The organism is Bradyrhizobium sp. dw_411, from assembly GCF_018449695.1.
Classification (GTDB): domain Bacteria; phylum Pseudomonadota; class Alphaproteobacteria; order Rhizobiales; family Xanthobacteraceae; genus Bradyrhizobium.
The window spans coordinates 127,198-147,824 of sequence record NZ_JAAVUY010000011.1; the positions used below are offsets into that span (position 1 = coordinate 127,198).

The 20,627-nt window shown below is 60.6% G+C and carries 16 protein-coding genes; 10 read left to right on the forward strand and 6 right to left on the reverse strand.

Going from position 1 to position 20,627, the window contains the following annotated elements; genetic code table 11:
* Positions 1 to 38 precede the first annotated feature (38 nt).
* Both HB676_RS20100 and hisE read right to left on the reverse strand, forming a co-directional pair.
* A complete protein-coding gene (locus HB676_RS20100) occupies positions 39 to 620 on the reverse strand; it encodes a YqaA family protein (RefSeq protein ID WP_213739755.1) in 582 nt (193 codons plus the stop codon).
* An 87-nt stretch (positions 621 to 707) separates the two neighbouring features.
* Positions 708 to 1,121 carry a phosphoribosyl-ATP diphosphatase gene (gene hisE, locus HB676_RS20105; RefSeq protein WP_213739757.1) on the reverse strand — a complete coding sequence of 138 codons (414 nt, stop codon included), beginning with the start codon at positions 1,119 to 1,121 and terminating at the stop codon, positions 708 to 710.
* Between the two features lie 323 nt (positions 1,122 to 1,444).
* On the opposite strand from hisE, the gene HB676_RS20110 reads away from it, so the two are divergent.
* The 6 genes from HB676_RS20110 (at position 1,445) to HB676_RS20135 (ending at position 9,054) form a co-directional block, all read left to right on the forward strand.
* A complete protein-coding gene (locus tag HB676_RS20110; RefSeq protein ID WP_213739759.1) occupies positions 1,445 to 2,512 on the forward strand; it encodes an ABC transporter substrate-binding protein in 1,068 nt (355 codons plus the stop codon).
* A gap of 112 nt (positions 2,513 to 2,624) precedes the next feature.
* Positions 2,625 to 4,430 (forward strand): glucan ABC transporter ATP-binding protein/ permease, encoded by a 1,806-nt coding sequence (locus tag HB676_RS20115; protein ID WP_213739761.1) that lies wholly within the window; start codon positions 2,625 to 2,627, stop codon positions 4,428 to 4,430.
* Between the two features lie 198 nt (positions 4,431 to 4,628).
* Positions 4,629 to 5,999 carry a serine hydrolase gene (locus HB676_RS20120; RefSeq protein ID WP_213739763.1) on the forward strand — a complete coding sequence of 457 codons (1,371 nt, stop codon included), beginning with the start codon at positions 4,629 to 4,631 and terminating at the stop codon, positions 5,997 to 5,999.
* Between the two features lie 194 nt (positions 6,000 to 6,193).
* Positions 6,194 to 7,879: a long-chain fatty acid--CoA ligase gene (locus tag HB676_RS20125; RefSeq protein ID WP_213739764.1), complete on the forward strand. Its 1,686-nt coding sequence runs from the start codon at positions 6,194 to 6,196 to the stop codon at positions 7,877 to 7,879.
* 26 nt (positions 7,880 to 7,905) lie between these two features.
* Complete coding sequence (locus tag HB676_RS20130; protein ID WP_213739766.1) at positions 7,906 to 8,460, forward strand: DUF924 family protein; 555 nt, start codon at positions 7,906 to 7,908, stop codon at positions 8,458 to 8,460.
* 108 nt (positions 8,461 to 8,568) lie between these two features.
* Positions 8,569 to 9,054 carry a peroxiredoxin gene (locus HB676_RS20135; RefSeq protein ID WP_213739768.1) on the forward strand — a complete coding sequence of 162 codons (486 nt, stop codon included), beginning with the start codon at positions 8,569 to 8,571 and terminating at the stop codon, positions 9,052 to 9,054.
* A 222-nt stretch (positions 9,055 to 9,276) separates the two neighbouring features.
* On the opposite strand, the gene rnhA is transcribed toward HB676_RS20135, so the two are convergent.
* The 3 genes from rnhA to ispH are packed head-to-tail and all read right to left on the reverse strand — an operon-like array spanning position 9,277 to position 11,680.
* A complete protein-coding gene (rnhA, locus tag HB676_RS20140; RefSeq protein WP_213739770.1) occupies positions 9,277 to 9,729 on the reverse strand; it encodes a ribonuclease HI in 453 nt (150 codons plus the stop codon).
* Positions 9,726 to 10,709, reverse strand: a complete 984-nt coding sequence (locus HB676_RS20145) for a homoserine kinase (protein WP_213739772.1) — start codon at positions 10,707 to 10,709, stop codon at positions 9,726 to 9,728. The genes rnhA and HB676_RS20145 overlap by 4 nt, the downstream gene beginning before the upstream one ends.
* Before the next feature lie 5 nt (positions 10,710 to 10,714).
* Positions 10,715 to 11,680 (reverse strand): 4-hydroxy-3-methylbut-2-enyl diphosphate reductase, encoded by a 966-nt coding sequence (gene ispH / locus HB676_RS20150; RefSeq protein WP_213739774.1) that lies wholly within the window; start codon positions 11,678 to 11,680, stop codon positions 10,715 to 10,717.
* 253 nt (positions 11,681 to 11,933) lie between these two features.
* On the opposite strand from ispH, the gene HB676_RS20155 reads away from it, so the two are divergent.
* The 4 genes from HB676_RS20155 (at position 11,934) to HB676_RS20170 (ending at position 19,664) form a co-directional block, all read left to right on the forward strand.
* The gene (locus HB676_RS20155; protein ID WP_213739776.1) at positions 11,934 to 12,626 is read left to right on the forward strand and encodes a cell cycle transcriptional regulator TrcR; all 693 of its coding nucleotides are present in this window, start codon (positions 11,934 to 11,936) and stop codon (positions 12,624 to 12,626) included.
* Between the two features lie 935 nt (positions 12,627 to 13,561).
* Positions 13,562 to 14,947, forward strand: coding sequence for a transposase (locus HB676_RS20160; protein WP_213739778.1), 1,386 nt, complete (start codon positions 13,562 to 13,564; stop codon positions 14,945 to 14,947).
* A gap of 104 nt (positions 14,948 to 15,051) precedes the next feature.
* Positions 15,052 to 15,246, forward strand: coding sequence for a hypothetical protein (locus tag HB676_RS20165; RefSeq protein WP_213739780.1), 195 nt, complete (start codon positions 15,052 to 15,054; stop codon positions 15,244 to 15,246).
* Positions 15,247 to 15,797: 551 nt separating this feature from the next.
* A complete protein-coding gene (locus tag HB676_RS20170; RefSeq protein ID WP_213739782.1) occupies positions 15,798 to 19,664 on the forward strand; it encodes a DUF4082 domain-containing protein in 3,867 nt (1,288 codons plus the stop codon).
* 266 nt (positions 19,665 to 19,930) lie between these two features.
* Here HB676_RS20170 and HB676_RS20175 read toward each other — a convergent pair whose 3' ends face one another.
* Positions 19,931 to 20,515 (reverse strand): ATP-dependent Clp protease proteolytic subunit, encoded by a 585-nt coding sequence (locus HB676_RS20175; RefSeq protein WP_249780355.1) that lies wholly within the window; start codon positions 20,513 to 20,515, stop codon positions 19,931 to 19,933.
* Positions 20,516 to 20,627 lie beyond the last annotated feature (112 nt).

Genomic DNA, 20,627 nt, shown 5'->3' on the forward strand with positions numbered 1-20,627 from the left:
TCCTGATCCGGCGAACCGGCAAAGCACTCGCCGCGGTTTCAGATCATTTTCAGTGCGATAATAAAACCCAGCACCAATACGGCGGCGCCGAGCGCGACCCACAGCCCCAGATGCTTTTCGATCCGGACCCGGATCCATTCGCCATAACGATTGAGCAGGATCGCGACCACGAAGAAGCGGCCGCCGCGCGCGAGGATCGAGCACAACACGAATAGCCCGAGATTATAGCCGGCAAAGCCCGAGGTAATGGTCACGAGCTTGTAGGGGATCGGCGTCAGGCCCTTGCCGATAATGATCAGCGCGCCCCATTCGGCGTAAGAGGCCCGGAAGGCTTCGACCTTGCCACCAAGGCCGTAGAATTCGATCAGCCAATGACCGATGGAATCATAGAGCAGCGCGCCGATCGCATAGCCGAGCAGACCGCCGACCACCGACGTCACGGTGCAGACCGCGGCATAGAGCCAGGCCCGCTCCGGCCGCGCCAGCGACATCGGGATCAGCATCACATCCGGCGGCACCGGAAAGAACGAACTCTCCGCGAACGCCACCGCGCCCATGATCCACATTGCATATGGCTTGTGTGCGGCGTCGATACACCAATCGTAAATCCGTCTGAGCATGCCGCGATGAACCATCCCCGGACGGATTTGTCCATGCCGAGGAGGGAACGAATTTTACTGGAAATGTGAAGGAATTTCGGGGCGGCTTTAGTGTCGCTTGCGCGCAGCTCGGCTCTCAAGCGCGACAATTGGTCGCCGTGCGACCCGGGATGCCGCAGCCTTAGGCATAACCTTGGGCATCTTGAGGGGAGATTTCGGCAGCTTCTCGGCAATTCCAAGAAGATGCTCGCGACGCTCCATTTCGCGCCACACGTCCTCGGGGCGCACCCCGGACGAGGCCCATAACACGCTGAGATTATAAAGCAGGTCGGCGCTCTCTCTGATCACGGCGTCGGTCTTGCCGTTGACCGCGTCAATCACGACTTCGATGGCTTCTTCTGCCAGTTTTTTCGCCATCTTGGCGGGGCCGCGTTGAAACAGCCGTGCCGTTCGCGAAGTTGCCGGATCGAGATCCTTGGCCGCGATTATCGCCAGATACAGCCGTTCGAGCGAATCACTCATTTCACCAAACCTAATCGAAAGACGTGGCCAGCGTGTTAACGGCCGGCCAAAAAATCGACCGGTCAGCCCGCGCAGAGCGGCAGGCCGTCGGCCGGTTAGATGACAATTGGAAGACATGCCTGGTATTCAAGCTCGCCAGCCATGTCATCTCCGGAGGACTACGGCCCAGCGGGTGAACGGTTCCGGTGTCGCCATTCAAACGACACGGCGCGCTCATCAACCATTCAGGTTTGGTGCGGCAGGATGGCCGCGACGGCGGTTTTCCGCGTCATGAAACGACCATATCCGACGCGGCAACTGACTCCGGTCCCGGCGTGATCCCGATGCATGCAAATCAGACTGCAAGTCAGACCATTGCTATCCGTTGCATTCTGGCTTTGCTGTGGGGCCTGACGGGTTTTACCTGCCTTGGCGCGATTGAGACCCGGGCGGCGGAGGAAAAACATCCGCCGGTCGCAGTCCAGTTTTCCCTGGACCGTCCGATCAATGCGGCCGACGCCCCTTTTGTGCTGGCGGCAACCGACGGCCTCTACAGTTCCGAAGGCCTCGCCGTCACCATCAATGTCGCCAACGGATCGCCGGAGGCAATCGCACGCGTCGCGGCGGGAAGCAGTGATTTCGCGCTGGTCGATATCAACGCGCTCATTCGTTTTCGCGACAAAGACGCGCCGCCGGTCAAAGCGGTGTTCATGCTGTTCAATGCCGCGCCCTACGCGATTATCGCCCGCAAAAGCCGGGGTATCCACGCGCTCTCCGACATCGAAGGTAAAACGCTTGGCGTCGCCGAGGGCGATCTTTCGATCCGGCTGTGGCCGGCATTGGCGCGGCAGAACGGAATCAAGGCCGCCAGCGTGAAGCAGAATCCCATGAGCGCCGCCGTGCGCGAGCCGATGCTGTCGGCGGGTCAGATCGACGCCGTCACCGGGTTTTCGTATCTGTCGGCGATCAATTTAAGGGATCGAGGCGTACCGGCCGACGATCTCGCGGTGCTCAGATTTGCCGATTATGGCTGCGAGGCCTACGGGCTCGCGGTGATCGTCAACCCGGCATTCGCGGCCAAACAGCCGGAGGCTGTCCGAGGCTTCGTGCGCGCGGCGATTGTGGGCACACATCTGGCCATCAAGTCGCCCGAACATGCGGCCGATGAAGTCGTCAGCCGGATGGAGGACGGCTCGCGCGATCTGGAGCTCGAGCGCCTGCGCTCCGTCATCGCGGAAAACATCCTGACCCGTGAAGTGAAGCGCAACGGTCTCGGCGGCATCGACCATATCAGGCTCGAGCGGTCGATCGATCAGGTCGCCGAGGACTTCAAATTCGGCAAACGCCCAACGGCGGCCGATATTTTCGACGACAGCTTCCTGCCGCCGCTCGGCGGCCGCCTGATCAATTAAGCGAAAGATGATCTGAGCAAAACATTATCAGACGCTGTATCTCCCGGGCGATCCCTGATTAGAATGCGCTTCGGAACGAACGTCCGTTCCGCCGACCAGAGTCCGTCACGGCATGTCCCTGCTTCGCCTCTACACCCGCGTTCTTGAATTGCTCGGCAAGGAGGCGCGGCTGGGCTGGATTCTGGCCGCCGCCAACCTGCTACTGGCCGGGGCGCAATTTGCCGAGCCGGTGCTGTTCGGCCGCATCGTCGATGTGTTGTCCGGCAAAGCGACCGGTGGCCCGCTCGGATCGTCGCCGGCGTGGCCGCTGTTGGCGGCCTGGGCGGCGTTCGGGCTGTTCACCATCGGCTGCAGCGCTGCCGTGGCGCTCCATGCCGATCGGCTGGCCCACCGCCAGCGTCAGGCCGTGCTGACGAATTATTTCGAACACATCATGCAATTGCCGCTGACTTTCCACACCGGCACCCATTCCGGCCGCCTGATGAAGGTGATGCTGAACGGCACGGACTCCCTGTGGAGGCTGTGGCTTGGATTTTTCCGCGAGCATTTCGCCGCGATCATGTCGCTGGTGGTGCTGTTGCCGCTGGCGTTCTACATCAACTGGCGCCTCGCAATCCTGCTGTTCATTCTCTGCATCGTGTTCACCGTGCTGACCACGCTGGTGGTGCGCAAGACCTACGGCATGCAGAACGAGGTCGAGGCGCATTACAGCGACCTGTCGGCGCGCGCCTCCGATGCGCTCGGCAATGTCGCGCTGGTGCAAAGCTTCGTGCGCATCGATGCCGAGGTGCAGGGACTGCGTTTTGTTGCCGACAAGCTTTTGGCGGTGCAGATGCCGGTGCTGTCGTGGTGGGCGCTGGTCACCGTCATCACCCGGGCTTCGACCACCATCACCGTGCTGGCGATCTTCACCGTCGGCATCGTGCTGCACGAACAGGGCCTCACTTCCGTGGGCGAGATCGTGATGTTCGTCAGCTTCGCGACCATGCTGATCCAGAAACTCGAGCAGGTCGTCAGCTTCATCAACAACGTGTTCATGGAAGCGCCGCGCCTGCAGGAATTCTTCAATGTGCTGGACGCGGTGCCCGCGGTGCGCGACCGGCCCGACGCGATCGATACCGGGCGTCTTTCGGGCCTGGTCGAATTCAAGGACGTGTCGTTTTCATATGACGGCAAGCGGCCCGCGGTCGAAGACCTTTCCTTCACCGCGCTGCCCGGCCAGACCATCGCGCTGGTCGGCCCGACCGGCGCCGGCAAATCGACCGCCATCGCGCTGTTGCATCGCGCGTTCGATCCGCAATCGGGCTTCATCCGGATCGACGGCATGGATGTGCGCGGCCTGACCTTGGCGGCACTGCGGCGGAATATCGGCGTGGTGTTTCAGGAGGCGCTGCTCTTCAACCGGTCGATCGCGGAAAACCTGCGCGTCGGCAAACCTGACGCGACCGACGAGGAATTGCGGATCGCGGCGGAGCGCGCCCAGGCGCTGGAATTCATCGAACGCAGCGATCTGAAATTCGAGACCAATGCCGGTGAGCGCGGGCGGATGCTGTCCGGTGGCGAACGGCAACGGTTGTCGATTGCGCGGGCGCTGCTGAAGGATCCGCCGATCCTGATTCTCGACGAGGCGACCAGCGCGCTCGACGCTGTCACCGAGGCCAAGGTCAACGCCGCGCTGGATGAGGTCATGAAGGGACGGACCACTTTCGTGATCGCCCACCGGCTTTCGACCATCCGCAACGCCACGCGCATCATGCTGTTCGATAACGGACAGGTGATCGAAAGCGGAACTTTCGATGAACTTGTGGCGAAAGGCGGCCGTTTTGCCGAGCTCGCAAGGGCCCAGTTCATGGTACAGGAGAGCGCACGGGCCAGCGTTCAGGCGATCAAGGCGGATAACGCCGCTGTCAAAATTTAAGTATCGCCGAAATTTGGCCTATTTCGTCCACGATTTAATCAGCGGACCTCTGTTCCGGACTGGCAAGCCGGTATAGGTTCGCGTCTGCCGTGAGCGACGGTGCCGGACGCGCTTGAAACCCGAACGTCACATGCCAAGACCTCCTTCTGCAAATACCTCCTTTGCGAAGGCGGGTCTCAAAGGACCGGAATCCAACTCGTGCAATTTCTTCGCCCGTTGCTTTGCAAATCGTCGTTGAACTGGATCGTCGTCGTCGCGGCCCTCGCTGTCGTGACGCCACGTATCGCGCATGCCGAAGCGCTGCTGGTGGTTGAAGCCGAGAGCGGCAAAGTACTGCAGGCCGAGAACGCGACCTATCCCTGGTATCCCGCATCGGTGACCAAGCTGATGACGGCCTATGTCACGCTCAAGGCGGTCAAGGAAGGGCGGATCACGCTCGACACGCTGTTGACGGTGTCTCCGGTGGCGGCCTCGCAGTCGCCGGCCAAGATGGGTTTCCGGCCGGGCATTCAACTCACTGTCGATAACGCGCTCAAGATGATGCTGGTGCGCTCAGCCAACGACATGGCCGTGGTGCTGGCCGAGGGCGTCGGCGGATCGATCGACGGTTTTTCGGCGCTGATGAATCAGAACGCGCAGCAGCTCGGGATGACGCAGACCAGCTACGTCAATCCGAACGGCCTGCCCGCGGATGGCCAGATCACGTCGGCCCGGGATCTGGCGATCCTGGCCCGCGCCATCATTCACGACCTGCCGGAATATGAATATTTCGTGCACATTCCCTCGATCCGCTATGGCCGCAGGGTCACGCAGAATTTCAACAAGCTGATCGGGCGCTATCCCGGCGCCGATGGCTTCAAGACCGGCTTCATCTGTGCGTCCGGCTACAATCTGGTGGCCTCGGCGACCCGCAATGGCCGGCGGCTGATCGCGGTCGTGCTCGGCGCTTCCTCGGGCAACATGCGCGCGGTTCGCGCGGCGCAATTGCTGGAGCGCAACTTTGCCAACAACTCGCTGTCCTGGCTGAAGCCGACGCTCGGCACCGTCGACAATCTGGTGCCGATCGATGCCTCGCCGCCGAACCTGCGCGAGGAAATGTGCGGCGGTAAACACCACAAGCCGGCCAGCGATGAGGATGCGGACAATGCCGCGACCAGCGCCGATGGCGCCAACAGCGAACCGCTGGCGTTCTTCTCCACCGGAGGGCTGCAGGCGCCGGTGTTAAAGCCGTCGGAATTGATGGCGGCCGCACCCGCGGCTTCCGAGCCGATTATTGTTTATACCGGGCCGACCCGGACCGGCGCCGCCTTGATCGCCGCAGTCGCCGCCGACACCGAAGAACAGACCCCGAAGCATCGCAGCAAGAAATCCCGGGTGGCTGCAAAAAAGCCTGATGCACCGGCTGAGTCCAAACACGCCAATGCCAAACCGGACACGGCGCCAAAAGCCGCCGCCAAGCCGGCCAAGCCCAAGGCCGCAGCAAAACCCAAATCCGATTCCAAGCCCGGTCCAAAGACCGGCGAGGCCAAACCCGCCGACCAAAAGACGGCTGCAGCGCCGCGCACTTGAACCGAGTCCGCGGCCCCGGCCGGCTGTACAGCCTGAACGCGCCCCGAACGGTTTCCTTCAATCATCTGCCTATTCAGGGTGCACTGCGGCTTGCCATCGGCCGCCGCAATGCTCAATACTACCCAAAATAAAAACAAGGAGTCTCGTCCCGGCAAAACGGGCAAAACGAGGAAGCCAACCAGGAGGGGAAATAAATGGAGCGCATCTGGCTCAAACAATATCCGGCTGGCGTGCCCGCCGATATCGATGTGACTCAGTATTCGTCTCTGGTCGAATTGCTGGAAGAAAGCTTTGCCAAGTTTGGCGACCGCAAGGCCTTCATCTGCATGGACAAGTCGATCAGCTACCGCGACCTCGACGAGATGTCGCTGGCGCTCGCCGCCTACCTGCAAAGCAAGGGCCTGCAAAAGGGCGCCCGCGTCGCGCTGATGATGCCGAACGTGTTGCAGTACCCGGTATCCACCGCCGCCGTGCTGCGCGCCGGCTACGCGGTCGTGAACGTCAATCCGCTTTATACCCCGCGCGAACTCGAGCACCAACTCAAGGATTCCGGCGCCGAGGCGATCATCGTTCTGGAGAATTTCGCCACCACCGTACAGCAGGTGATCGCCAGGACCGCGGTGAAGCATGTCATCGTCGGCAGCATGGGCGACATGCTCGGCTTCAAGGGCGTGATCGTCAATCTGGTGATCCGGCGCGTCAAGAAAATGGTGCCGCCCTGGTCGATCCCGGGCGCGGTCAATTTCAATGACGCGATCGCGGCCGGTCGCGGCATGATGTTCAACAAGCCAAAGATCGCGCCCGAGGATGTCGCCTTCCTGCAATATACCGGCGGCACCACCGGCGTCTCCAAGGGAGCGACGCTGCTTCATCGCAACATTCTGGCCAATGTGCTGCAGAACGACGCCTGGCTGCAGCCGGCGCTGAAGAAGCCGCCGCACGTCGATCAATTGTTCATCGTCTGCGCGCTGCCGCTGTATCACATCTTCGCGCTGACGGCCTGCTTCCTGCTCGGGACGCGCGTGGGCGGCACCAATCTGTTGATTCCCAATCCGCGCGACATGGCGGGTTTCATCAAGGAGCTGATGAAATACCAGATCAGCTTCTTCCCCGGGGTCAACACGCTGTACAACGGCCTGTTGAATACGCCCGGCTTCGACAAGATCGATTTCTCCAAGCTGAAGGTTTCAAACGGCGGCGGCATGGCGACCCAGAAACCGGTCGCCGAGAAATGGCTGGCCGTGACCGGCTGCGCGCTGTCGGAGGGCTACGGCCTGTCGGAGACCTCGCCGACCCTGACCTGCAACCCCGCGACGATCGAAAAATTCTCCGGTTCGATCGGCCTGCCCGTACCGTCAACCTACCTTTCGATCCGCGACGATGACGGCAAGGAAGTCGCGATCGGCGAGCCCGGCGAAATCTGCGCCAAGGGTCCGCAGGTGATGGCCGGTTACTGGAACCGGCCCGATGAGACCGCCAATGTGATGACCGCAGACGGCTACTTCCGCACCGGCGACATCGGCGTGATGAGCGCGGACGGCTACACCAAGATCGTCGATCGCAAGAAGGATATGATCCTGGTTTCGGGCTTCAACGTCTATCCCAACGAGATCGAGGAAGTGATCGCGAGCCATCCCGGCGTATTGGAATGCGCCGTGATCGGCGTCACCGACCAGCGCTCGGGTGAAGCCGTCAAGGCCTTTGTCGTCAAGAAGGATCCCAGCGTCACGGCGGAAGACATCATCAAGTTCTGCGGCACGCAACTGACCAACTACAAAGTGCCGAAGCAGATCGAGTTCCGGACCAGCCTGCCGAAGACCAATGTCGGCAAGATCCTGCGCCGCGAATTGCGTGATGAGAAAAAGGCAGCGGCGGCCTGAATGGACAAGGCCGCGGACGCTTGTTGGTGACGGATGCCCGCGACGCTACGCCCGAAGAAATCCTCGCGTTCTGGCGCGAGGCCGGCAGCGAGCGTTGGTACACCAAAGACGCGGCATTCGATGCCGAGGTGCGGCGCAAATTCTTCGGACTGTGGCAGAGAGCCGCCGCCGGCGAGCTGTTATCCTGGGAAGCATCCGACGACGGCGCGCTGGCGCTGGTCATTATCCTCGACCAGTTTCCCCGCAATATGTTTCGCGGCGACGCCAGGACCTATTCCACCGATCCGCAGGCCCTTGGGGTCGCAAGCCGCGCCATCGCGCGCAACGTGGACGCGCGGATTGAGCCGGCCCTGCTGGAATTTCTCTACATGCCCTTCATGCATTCGGAGCAAATGTGCGACCAGCAACGCTGCGTCGAGCTGTTTCGTAAAACCGGCAACACCGACAACGTCGGATATGCGCAGGACCATGCCGAGATTGTCAGGCGGTTCGGGCGCTTTCCCCATCGCAACTGTATCCTGGGGCGAGCCACGACGCCGGAGGAGCAGGCCTTTCTCGACAGCGGCGGATTTTCCGGCTGATGACACAACGGTGAACCAACAGGACCATTGCCGTTTCCACGGCAGCTCATATTGTGCCCGCAGCCCGCCCGGTTTAAGACATCCCGGCACAGCCAAGGAGAATTGACGATGACCATTAAAGTTGGCGACAAGCTGCCCGAAGCCAAATTTCGCGTGATGACGGCGGAAGGTCCGCAGGTCAAAACCACCGACGATATCTTCAAGGGCAAGAAGGTCGCGCTGTTCGCGGTCCCCGGCGCCTATACCGGCACCTGCCACAAAATGCATCTGCCGAGCATTTTCCTCAACGCCTATGCCATCAAGGACAAGGGCGTGAACACCATCGCGATCGTCTCGGTCAATGACGCCTTCGTCATGAACGCCTGGAAGCGCGACACCGACCAGCGCGACGAAGCCACCTTCCTCGCCGACGGCAATGCCGACTTCACCAAGGCGATCGGCATGGAACTGGACGCCTCCGGCAACGGCCTCGGCATCCGCTCCCACCGCTACTCGATGCTGGTCGAAGACGGCGTCGTCAAAAAGCTCAACCTCGAAGCCGCCCCCGGCAAAGTCGAGGTTTCCGGCGGCGATACGCTGCTGGGACAACTGTAAGCGCAGCACGTAACGTCACGCGCGCGCGCACCGGGCTTTTTCCCTTCTCCCCTTGTGGGAGAAGGTGGCCATAGGCGGCCTCCGGCCGCCGTTCTTTAGGACGCCGATGCTTCGCATCGGCTATGGCGCGCCGGATGAGGGGTCTCTATCCGCGGAGCCAACCCCTCACCCGTCGCCTCACTTCGTGAGGCGCCACCCTCTCCCACAAGGGGAGAGGGCCCGCTACCCCTTCAACCTCGCCATCGCGACGCCGTCGCGCGCCAGTTGATCGGCACGCTCGTTCTCGTCGTGGCCAGCGTGGCCCTTGACCCAGTGCCAGCGCACCTGATGCGCTTTCAGCACCTCATCGAGCCGCTGCCACAGGTCGACATTCTTGACCGGCTTCTTGTCGGCGGTGCGCCAGCCGTTCTTTTTCCAGCCGTGGATCCAGCCGGTGATGCCCTGACGGACATACTGGCTGTCGGTATAGAGATCGACGCTGCACGGCTTCTTCAGGGTTTCCAGCGCGGAGATCGCCGCCATCAACTCCATGCGGTTGTTGGTGGTGTGCGCCTCGCCGCCCTTCAATTCCTTTTCGACATCGCCGAATTTCAGGATCGCGCCCCAGCCGCCCGGGCCGGGATTACCCGAGCAGGCGCCATCGGTGTAGATCGTCACGACCGGCAATGAACTCACGCCATCTGCCCCGAAGCAACGACGCCGTAATCGCGCCAGCCGGAGACGCCCTGCTGAAAGCGCAGCTTGCGGACATATTCCATCGGGTCTTTCGGACGCACCAAGGCACCCTTGGGCACATTGAGAAAATCGACGAGGCGCGTCAGCAGGAAGCGCAATGCCGCGCCCCGCGCCAGCAGCGGCAGCGCGTTCTGCTCGGCTTGCGACAATTGCCGCTCGCGGTCATAGGCGCCGAGAAAGGCCCGCGCCTTGGTGACGTTGAACGAACAATCGCTCTCAAAGCACCAGGCGTTGAGGCAGATCGCGACGTCGTAGGCGAGCGTATCGGTGCAGGCGAAGGTGAAATCGATGATGCCCGATACCTCATCGCCAAGGAAAAACACGTTGTCGGGAAACAGATCGGCATGGATCACGCCCTGCGGCAGATTCTTCGGCCAGATGTTGCCCTCGAGATGATCGAGCTCGGTACGAATAAAATCGCGCAACCCGTGCTGCACTTCGTCGGCGCGCGCAGCCGCCTGTTCGAACAGCGGACGCCAGCCCGATACCGACAGCGCATTGGCGCGCGCCATCGCAAAGTCGGCGCCGGCCAGATGCATTTTCGCCAGCGCCTGGCCGACCCCGGCGCAATGCGCGAGATTGGGCTTGCGCGGCCAGATGCCTTCCAGAAAATTGATGATCGCGGCCGGACGGCCTGCAAGCTCGCTCAACGCTTCGCCGCTTTTGTTCTTGAGCGGCTGCGGACAACTGATGCCGCGCGAGGCCAGATGCGTCATCAAGTTCAGAAAGAACGGCAGGTCGCTTTTGGCGACGCGCTTCTCGTACAGCGTCAGGATGAAATGTCCGGCCGAAGTATGCAGCAGGAAGTTGGAATTCTCGACGCCCTCGGCGATGCCCTTGTAGGACAGGAGTTCGCCGATGTCGTAAGCCTTCAGGAATTCCGCGAGTTCATCGGCGGCGACGTCGGTATAAACCGCCATCGCAACTACTCGGCAGCGTCAGGCCGCAGCGAACGCGGCAGCGGGAAGAACTCGTTCTCTTCCGCGGCCGAAACCGTCTCCACATGCAATTCGTAACGCTCGGCGAACGCGCCCATGATCTCTTCGACGATCACTTCCGGCGCCGAGGCGCCCGCGGTGATGCCGAGGCTCTTGATGCCGTCGAAGCGCGACCAGTCGAGATCGCTGGCGCGCTGCGCCAGCACCGCGATCGGGCAGCCCTCGCGCTCGGCGACTTCGCGCAGGCGCTGGGAATTCGACGAGTTCGGCGCGCCGACCACGATCAGGGCATCGACCACCGGCGCCACCTTCTTCACCGCGAGCTGGCGGTTGGTGGTGGCGTAGCAGATGTCTTCCTTGTGCGGCCCGGAAATGTTCGGAAAACGTTCCTTGAGCATCGCGACGATTTCGGCGGTGTCGTCGATCGACAGCGTGGTCTGCGTCACAAAGGCAAGATTGTCGGGATCCTTCGGCGTGAAGGTCGCGGCATCATGCGCGGTCTCGATCAGCGTCACGGTGCCCGGGGGCAATTGCCCGAGCGTGCCGACCACTTCCGGGTGATGGGAATGTCCGATCAGAAGGATTTCGCGGCCGCGCTTGAAATGGATCGCCGCCTCGCGGTGAACTTTGGTCACCAGCGGACAGGTCGCATCCAGCGAGAAGAAATTGCGGGCCCGGGCGTCCGCCGGGACCGATTTCGGCACCCCGTGGGCCGAAAACACCACCGGAGCATTGGTATTGTCGGGAATTTCAGCCAGTTCCTCGACGAAAATCGCGCCCTTGGTCTTCAGGCTGTCGACCACATAGCGGTTATGGACGATCTCGTGGCGGACATAGACCGGGGCGCCGTAAATCGTTAACGCCCGCTCGACGGTATCGATGGCCCGGACCACGCCGGCACAGAAGCCCCGTGGCGAACAAAGCACGATTTTCAGGGGTGGTTTGGCTGACATCGGGGCGATCTCGGACCGAAACACCCCAGGAAAGCGCCGGGGAGCGGTCATTTCGAATAAAAGGGCAACCCGTGAAAGGGCTTGGAACAGGGCTTCGCCAAGGACTTGGGACGCCTTTTGGGCGCTGTCAAGGCCGGTCAGCAAACCATTGCGCGGTTACCCCCGGGCAGACTATATAGGGCGTAATTCCCGTCATCGCTGATGACCACGGCTTCGCCTCCCCGAGGTGGGCGAAGCGCTAAGGAGATTTGCCATGAGCAATGCACCGCTGATGCCAAAGGCGACTGCCGTGTGGCTGGTTGACAATACGGCGCTGACCTTCGACCAGGTCGCGGATTTCACCAAAATGCACCCGCTCGAGGTCCGGGCGATCGCCGATGGCGACGCCGCCCAGGGCATTAAGGGCATGGACCCGATTTCGACCGGCCAGCTCTCCCGCGACGAGATCGAAAAGGGCGAAAAGGACCCGAACTACCGCCTCAAGCTCGGCGAGAGCCGGGTGACGCTGCCGCCGGCGGCCAAAAAGAAGGGCCCGCGCTATACCCCGGTGTCGCGCCGCCATGAGCGGCCGAGCGCGATCCTGTGGCTGGTGCGCAACCACCCCGAACTCAAGGACGCGCAGATCATGCGCCTGGTCGGCACCACCAAGACCACAATCGCCAGCGTCCGCGACCGCACCCATTGGAACGCCTCGACCCTGACCCCGATGGACCCGGTGACGCTCGGCCTGTGCTCGCAGATCGAACTCGATTTCGAGGTGCAGCGCGCGGCCAAGGAAAAGCCGATCGATACCGCCTATGGCGGCGCCACCCTGCTGCCGGCCTCCGAGACCACCCGCAAGGAACCGGAATTCGAGCCCAGCGAAAAGCAGCGCGACGATCTCAACGTCGATGCCGTATTCGCCAAGCTGAAGACCATCGGCGGCAAGAAGCAGGACGACGAGTAAGGCGTTTCCGGAGACTGTCGTCTCCCGCGCTTGATGCTGAACGGATTCGAATTTTCAAACAGCCAAAACTCAGATCGTCATTCCGGGGCGATGCGAAAGCATCGAACCCGGAATCTCGAGATTCCGGGTCTGGTCCTTCGGACCATCCCGGAATGACATCGCTTAAATTTCACACACCCCCGCATTCCCGCGACGCAATCCGCCCGAGTTTTGCCAGTAACTTCCCGCCCTCTCGTTCGGAGGGCGCAGGGAATGCCGGGCGCCCGATGCGCCCGCAGCGGCGTGTGCAATGGGTGGAGTAGAAGGCACACGCGTTAGTCAGGTCACACCGGCATCACCCGGCATTCCCTACGCAATGGTTTTAACGGCTTCCTTCGCGCTCTCCCCGGCGACCGGGCTTTCTTGCCACCGTCGCCCCCAAGAAACCTGCTTCTCAAGGAGAAGCTTGCTTCTCAAGAACTTGACGCCAGCGTCGGGGCGTCAGGACCACACGACTTCTCCGTCCGCTTCGGCGCCGTTCGTTATCGGCGCTTCCACGTCCACCGCATCCCGCCCCGCGTCCGTGACGATCGCGAACCGCCCCTCAAGTGGGACGGGACGGAAGGGGATATAGATTGATTTGCTATTTCTGAAAATCAGAATATTTTTTATCGAGGGGCTGGACACAGGCGTGCCGCGCAACGCACAAGCGCGTCATTGATTTGCCCGTCGGGTTATCGTCTTGCCGTTTGAAGCGACGATCTCCGCCGTCATCCTCCGCTCCGGCAGCGGAAGTGACCGTCACCAATCCTGACGTCTGCTTTATTCTTGCCAACGGACTTCGGCGACTCGGCTCACCATGTCCGAAATGTGCCGATTTTGTTGCAAAAGTCGGTTGAGGCCTGCCGCGAAGCGTGATTCCGTTGTGTTGACGCGATTCTCGGCGAGGTCGATCCATGATGGGCCGTCTGAAGAGTGACCAGGGTCAACTTTTCTACGAGTTTCACCTTGGTGATGCGGTTCCTGACGATCATCTGGTGCGGAAGATTGACGCCGCGCTCGATCTATCCTGGCTGCGCGGCGAGCTTGCGCCTCACTATTCGTCGATAGGCCGCCCGTCGATTGATCCGGAACTGATGATCCGGATGCTCATCGTGGGATATGTCTTTGCGATCCGCTCGGAACGGCTGATCTGCCGCGAGGTCCAGGTGAACCTTGCCTATAGGTGGTTCTGCAAGCTCGGTATCGAGGATGCGATCCCGGATCATTCGGCATTCTCACGAGCCCGCAACGAGCGCTTCCGCGAAGGCGAAGTTTTTCGCCACGTGTTCGAGCGGGTTGTCGAGACGTGTATCGCGGCCGGCTTGGTCGGTGGCGAGGGCTTTGCCGTCGACGCGAGCCTGATTGCGGCCGACGCCAACAAGCAGCGTTCGATTGCGGGTCAGGATTGGCGCAGGGATCGCGATCCCAAGAGGTCCAGCCGTGCCGTGAAGGAGTATCTGTCGACCCTCGACGATACTGCGTGGGGCGCCGCCAGCGACGTTGTCCCGAAGTTCGTTTCGCCGTCCGATCCCGCAGCGCAGTGGACCGGAGCTCACAAGGGACCAGCATTTTTTGCTTACTCCGACAATTATCTCATCGACGTGAAGTTCGGTGTCATCGTTGACGTTGAAGCATCCCGCTCCATCCGCCAGGCCGAGGTCGGCGCGGCAAAGACCATGATCGAGCGAACGGAGGAGCGCTTTGGTCTCAAGCCGGAGCGGCTTGCCGGCGATACCGCTTACGGGGCGGCTCCGATGCTGAACTGGCTGGTCGAGGAGAAGGGCATCGCGCCACATATCCCTGTGTTCGATAAATCGAAGCGGGACGACGGTACCTTCTCGCGCGGCGACTTTCGATATGACCGGACCGACGACGTCTACCACTGCCCGGGCGGAAAGCGGCTTGGGACGAGCGGCACAGTGCACGAGGGCAAGACGCTTCTGTATCGCGCAAGTAAGCTCGACTGCGATGTATGCCATCTCAAACCGCAATGCTGTCCAAAGGAACCGGCACGCAAGATTCCGCGCGATATCCATGAGCACGCCCGGGATGTTGCCCGCTCGTTCGCTGGCACCGAGGGCTTTGAGCAGTCGCGGCGGGAGCGCAAGAAGATCGAGATGCGGTTCGCGCACTTGAAGCGCATCCTGAAGCTCGGTCGGCTTCGACTGCGTGGACCGCGAGGTGCTCAGGATGAGTTTGTCCTGGCCGCGATCGCCCAGAACCTGCGACGACTCGCATCGCTGGTTGCGCGACCGCCACCCGCTCACGCGCCGTGTATTGGGTGCGTAGGAGTTGCGTAGAGAGCGTCGGGGCCGGCGGACCAAAGCCGGCGCTTCTAACGAGGTAGCTGACCCTTCACCTGCAGCACCCGACTTTTGCAACAAAATCTGCCAGGAACGGACTCATGCGCTGCAACAAATTCAGAGCATCAAACTCGTTGTCAGTCGCGCAACTCGTTGAGCAACGCCTTGGCCTCCTTCAAGTCGAGCGTATCGAAGCCCTCCGTGAATCAGCCGTCGACCGGCGCGAGAAGATCGTGGGCTTCGTCCCGCTTGTCATCGTTGCAGAGCGGCAGAAAATCGCGCCGCCCAAGCTGTAAAGGTTCAATTGTGCGGGGTGCGGCCGGTGCAATGCCTGGGCTCCAGAAACACTAAGTTACAAAAAACTGCGTGCACCAACTATTTTTTAGCTGGTAAACTCTTGGTCGATACCGTCTCCGCGATTCGAGTCGGAAGGCTGATCGGAAGATTTCGTCAGGGCGCGCTGACGTGAAGTTTGTCTATGGCGGCGGTCAGATCCTGGTAGGTGACTGGCTTGGAAAGCCTTTGTATGAGGGGCCCGCCACACTTGCGGACTTCCACGCCGTTGCCGTCACGAGCATGAGTTACTTCATAACCGCGATACAGCCACCTCTTACCTTCGGTCCAGTTTGGCTTCGCGTTTTGCACAATCGCCTCCTCGTTACCTGCTGATCACGACACATGAGATCTATGTCACATTACGTCAATCAATTGCGCGTAGTGATATCGTGACGACTCTACATTATTTTGCGTGTTTTAAAAATTAAATCGATAAATGTTGATTGCACGGGTCATCGGATATCACATTCCGTACCCATTGCATGGTTCTCCTCAGCAAAAATAGTGCACCATGACATTAAATCCTATTGTTTTAGAAAATCAAAAACAGGGCACACCTCAGAGTGAATGGGACCTCAGCGGAGCCGCCTCAACCAACATCGAGGGGTTCGCTACCAGCATCAGCGTTAATAGTGGCGACCAGATCGGTTTCAAGATCAATACGGATTCGGCGAACTACAGGATCGATATCTATCGACTTGGGTATTATGGCGGACTTGGCGCTTGTCTCGTTACAACGCTTCAACAGACGACGGCGTCGATTCAGCCGCCGGTAGGCGGCGATCCCTCGCTCGGTTTGTACGATGCCGGAAACTGGACTGTTTCCGTAACCTGGACCGTGCCCGCAAGCGCTGTCTCTGGTGTCTATATTGCGAAGCTTACCCGCCAGGATACGACTGCCGGCGAGAGCCATATTGTCTTTGTGGTTCGCAACGACGGCGCCACGTCGGATATCGTCTTCAAGACGTCCGATACGACATGGCATGCCTACAACGGCTGGGGCGGCGCGAATCTATACGGTGGCAACGCGACGGCGAGCCCGGACGGCCGTGCGTACAAGGTCAGCTATAATCGGCCGTTCGCCACGCGCGACGGCATCGGGACTTTCGCTGGTCCACAAGACTTTCTATTCAGCGGGGAGTATCCAGCGATACGCTGGCTGGAGCGTAACGGATATGACGTCGCTTACATTGCAAGCATCGACGCAGAGCCGGGCAACACTCCGCTGACAAACTACAAGGTATTCATGTCGGTCGGGCATGACGAATACTGGTCCGGAGATCTGCGCACCAGCGTAGAGGCCGCGCGTGACGCCGGCGTGCATCTCATCTTCATGAGCGGCAACGAGGTGTACTGGAAAACCCGATGGGAAGCGGACAGCAACGGCACCGCGAACCGCACCCTTGTTTGCTATAAGGAAACTCACGCCACTGCCAAGATCGATCCGACTCCCGTATGGACCGGAACCTGGCGTGATCCGAGTTTCAGTCCGCCATCCGATGGGGGGCGCCCGGAAAATGCACTGACCGGCACCATCTTCCAGGTCGATTCCTATCGGGGCGACATCATCACAATTCCATCCAACCTGGCTCAATTCAGGTTCTGGCGAAACACGGCGATCCAGTCCGGCCAGGCAAATGCGCTCGCGGTGGGTATGCTCGGATACGAATGGGACGAGGCGCCGAACAACGGCTTCCGGCCTGGCGGACTGATCAACCTGTCATCGACGACACTCGATGTGAGTACCTACCTTCTCGACTATGGCAATACTACTGGGGATGGGACCGCGACCCACAGTCTTACGCTCTATCGCGCGCCGAGCGGCGCGATCGTGTTCGGTGCCGGGACGGTATTCCTGTCTTTCGGTCTCGACACGACACACGATTATGCCAACGACGGCACGATTGCACCGACGCCGATTGACCCGAATGTCCAACAGGCCATGGTGAACCTGTTCGCGGATATGAGCGTCCAGCCGCAGACGCTGCAATCGGACCTCGTCGCCGCGACGGCATCTACGGACCATACGCCACCGGTATCCACGATTTCCGTCCCCGTTGCAGGTGCGAGCCTCGTACAGCAGCAGCCGGTGACCGTCTCCGGCTCGGCGAGCGATGCCGGCGGGCTCGTCGCCCTTGTCGAGGTTTCGACGGACGGTGGGACGACCTGGAATCCTGCCACCGGCACCACCAGTTGGACCTTCATATGGTGGCCGCTGCTTCCCGGAAGCTTCACGATCCAGTCTCGCGCCGTCGACGACAGTCTCAACATGGAAACGCCCGCGACCGGCGTTACCGTAACTGTCACGCCTTCCGCGACAGTGAGCCTGTTTACTCCCGCGGATGTGCCCTTCGCCGTGCTGGCCAACGACCCGCTCGCTCTGGAAATCGGGGTGCAGATCCAGGTCAACACGCCTGGTTCGGCTGCCGGTATCCGCTTCTACAAGGACCCGCTGAACACCGGCCCCCATGTCGTCAATCTCTGGAGTTCGACAGGCGCCTTGCTTGCCAGCGCGGCATCCACCGGCGAGACCGCGAGCGGCTGGCAACAGGTCAATTTCTCGACGGCTATTCCGCTCACCGCGAACACCACATACGTTGCGTCGTACCATACGGCTTCCGGATTCTATTCGGACGACATCAACTATTTCTTCGGTGCGCGTGCTGTTGGTGCTCTGCTCGCTCCCGGAAGCGGCACCAACGGCGTGTTTGCTTACGGAGCGACGAGCGTCTTTCCCGCCGGGACAGGTTTGAACTCCAATTACTGGGTTGATCTGGTCTTCAACCGGGCAGGAGGGGCCGGCAATCTGCCGCCCGTCGCGAACGATATCAGCGGCTTTACGACAACCGAGAATACTGCACTTTCCATTCCCGTCGCATCGATTCTGGCCAACTGCTCCGACCCGAACGGCTACACCTTGTCGATCTCGGGTGTCAGCAACCCGGTCGATGGTAGCGTCACTTATGATTCGACGGCCCAAGTGGTCAGCTTCACGCCGACGACCGGCTATCTTGGGGCCGCAAGCTTCACCTACACGATCACGAATGGCCACGGCGGCACCGCCTCGGCTACCGTTTCACTGACCGTCATCGCCGCCGGCATCGTAAATCTGTTCACCCCCGGAACGACGCCGACGAATGTCACGGTGGACGATCCCAATCCGATCGAACTGGGAGTGAAGTTCGAGGCATCCGTCGCCGGCCAGATTGTCGGAATTCTTTTTTACAAAGGCCCTGAGAATACCGGCACCCATGTCGTCAATCTCTGGGATTCGACAGGTACCCTGCTTGCCAGCGCAACCTCCAGCGGCGAGACTGCGAGCGGCTGGCAAACTGTGAACCTTGCCACCGCGGTGACATTGACCGCCGGCACGATCTATGTGGCGTCCTATCACTGCGGCGGCTTCTATTCGGGGGATGGGAATTATTTCGACGCTGACCACGTCAATGGAACCCTGACGGCACCAAGCAGCGCCAGCAGCGGTGGCAATGGGGTCTACACCTATGGCAGCGGGAGCAGTTTCCCTACCAGCAGCTTCAACGCCACCAATTATTGGGTCGATGTGATGTTCGGTCCAGGAGGCGGAGGAAATCTGCCGCCCGTCGCGAACGATATCAGCGGCTTTACGACAACGGAGAATGCCGTTCTTTCTATTCCGGCCGCGTCAATTCTGGCGCACTGCTCCGACCCGAACGGCTACACCTTGTCGATCTCGGGCGTCAGCAACCCGGTCGATGGTAGCGTCACTTATGATTCGACGGTCCAGGTGGTGAACTTCACGCCGACGACCGGCTATCTTGGGGCCGCAAGCTTCATTTACACGATCACGAATGGCCACGGCGGCACCGCTTCAGCTACCGTTTCTCTAACCGTCGTTGCGACCTTTACCGTCAGCCTGTTCACGCTCGGAACGACGCCGGCGGTTGTCACGGTGGACGACGCCAATCCGGTCGAACTGGGGGTCAAGTTCGAGACATCCGTCGGCGGCCAGATCGTCGGAATTCTGTTTTACAAAGGTCCTGAGAATACCGGCACCCACGTCGTCAATCTCTGGGATTCGACAGGCACACTGCTCGCTAGCGCAACGTCCAGCGGCGAGACCGCGAGCGGCTGGCAGACCGTAAACCTTGCCACCCCGGTGACGTTGGCTGCCAACACGATATATGTGGCATCATACCACAGCGGAGGCTTCTACTCGGCAGACAGTAATTATTTCGCAACTGACCACGTCAATGGAGTCCTGACGGCGCCGAATAGCGCCGGCAGCGGTGGCAATGGGGTTTACACCTACGGCGCCGGCAGCAGTTTCCCCATCAATACCTTCAACGCCACCAATTATTGGATCGATGTGCTCTTCAACCCCGGGACCGATTCGTAGGTGATTGAATTTAGGGGGCGCGATCAGAAGTCCCCTTTTGGGGGAAAGAGTTGCCGCCAAACTGGCCGGATACGGTCTTGAGCATAGCCATTGAACGGTGCCCAATGTCCGTTCCGGGTCACTTGCGGAAGTCGACGACCAGCCTGCGCTCGTCCGCTTGTACTTCTACAGCAGACATTACTGGGTTCGCGTCGGATGTTACCTAGTGTGGACGAAGTTGTTCAACGCCACCTCAAGGGGCACGACGCAGCACTAGAATGACTACGCTAACGAGCAGATGTGCGAATGAGATCATCCACGATGCCGGAGCCCTCATCTACGAGCTGCTGACCACTCATCCAGATATCATGGCCTGCGATTTTTTCACGCATCCTGGTAAGCCAGACCGAGCTCACGCCGCGGATGCCGATATCGCTACGGAAGAACTCGTCAGTGACTCGAGTCTCGATCTTCTTGATAGCTTGCGATAAGAGGGCTTTCTCGGAGTCGCTGAGTTCCTGTCGCTTCATGTTTCCGCTGGCGCTACTGTTCAAGCTGGCCTGGTGAAACATAAAGTAGGCTTCGGGATCGGCCATGCGCTCAGTGCCAGCGAGAAAAATCGGAACACACATTGAGGCGCAAACACCGGCCTTTTGGACGAGTGTATCAATCGCACGATCACGCGCACGGATCACGGCGACGACTTTGCGCCCGTGTTCGATCGAGCCGCCCGGCGAATTGAGCATGAGGACGAGCCGACGTCGATCCCCCTTGTAACGATCGATGGCAGCGGCGACGCGCTCGCTCATCGGTTCCTGCACAGGCCCGCTCCAGCCGAGCACGATGCGGTTCGGCTCTTCGCTGATGGACAAGATCTGTCGAGAGGCCACGTCTCCTGAGCCGGAAGGCAATTGGAAAAAGGCCCAAAAGAGCAAGATGCAGCAGATGCTGCCAAGAATCCTGAGCCAGGACATAGTCTACTTA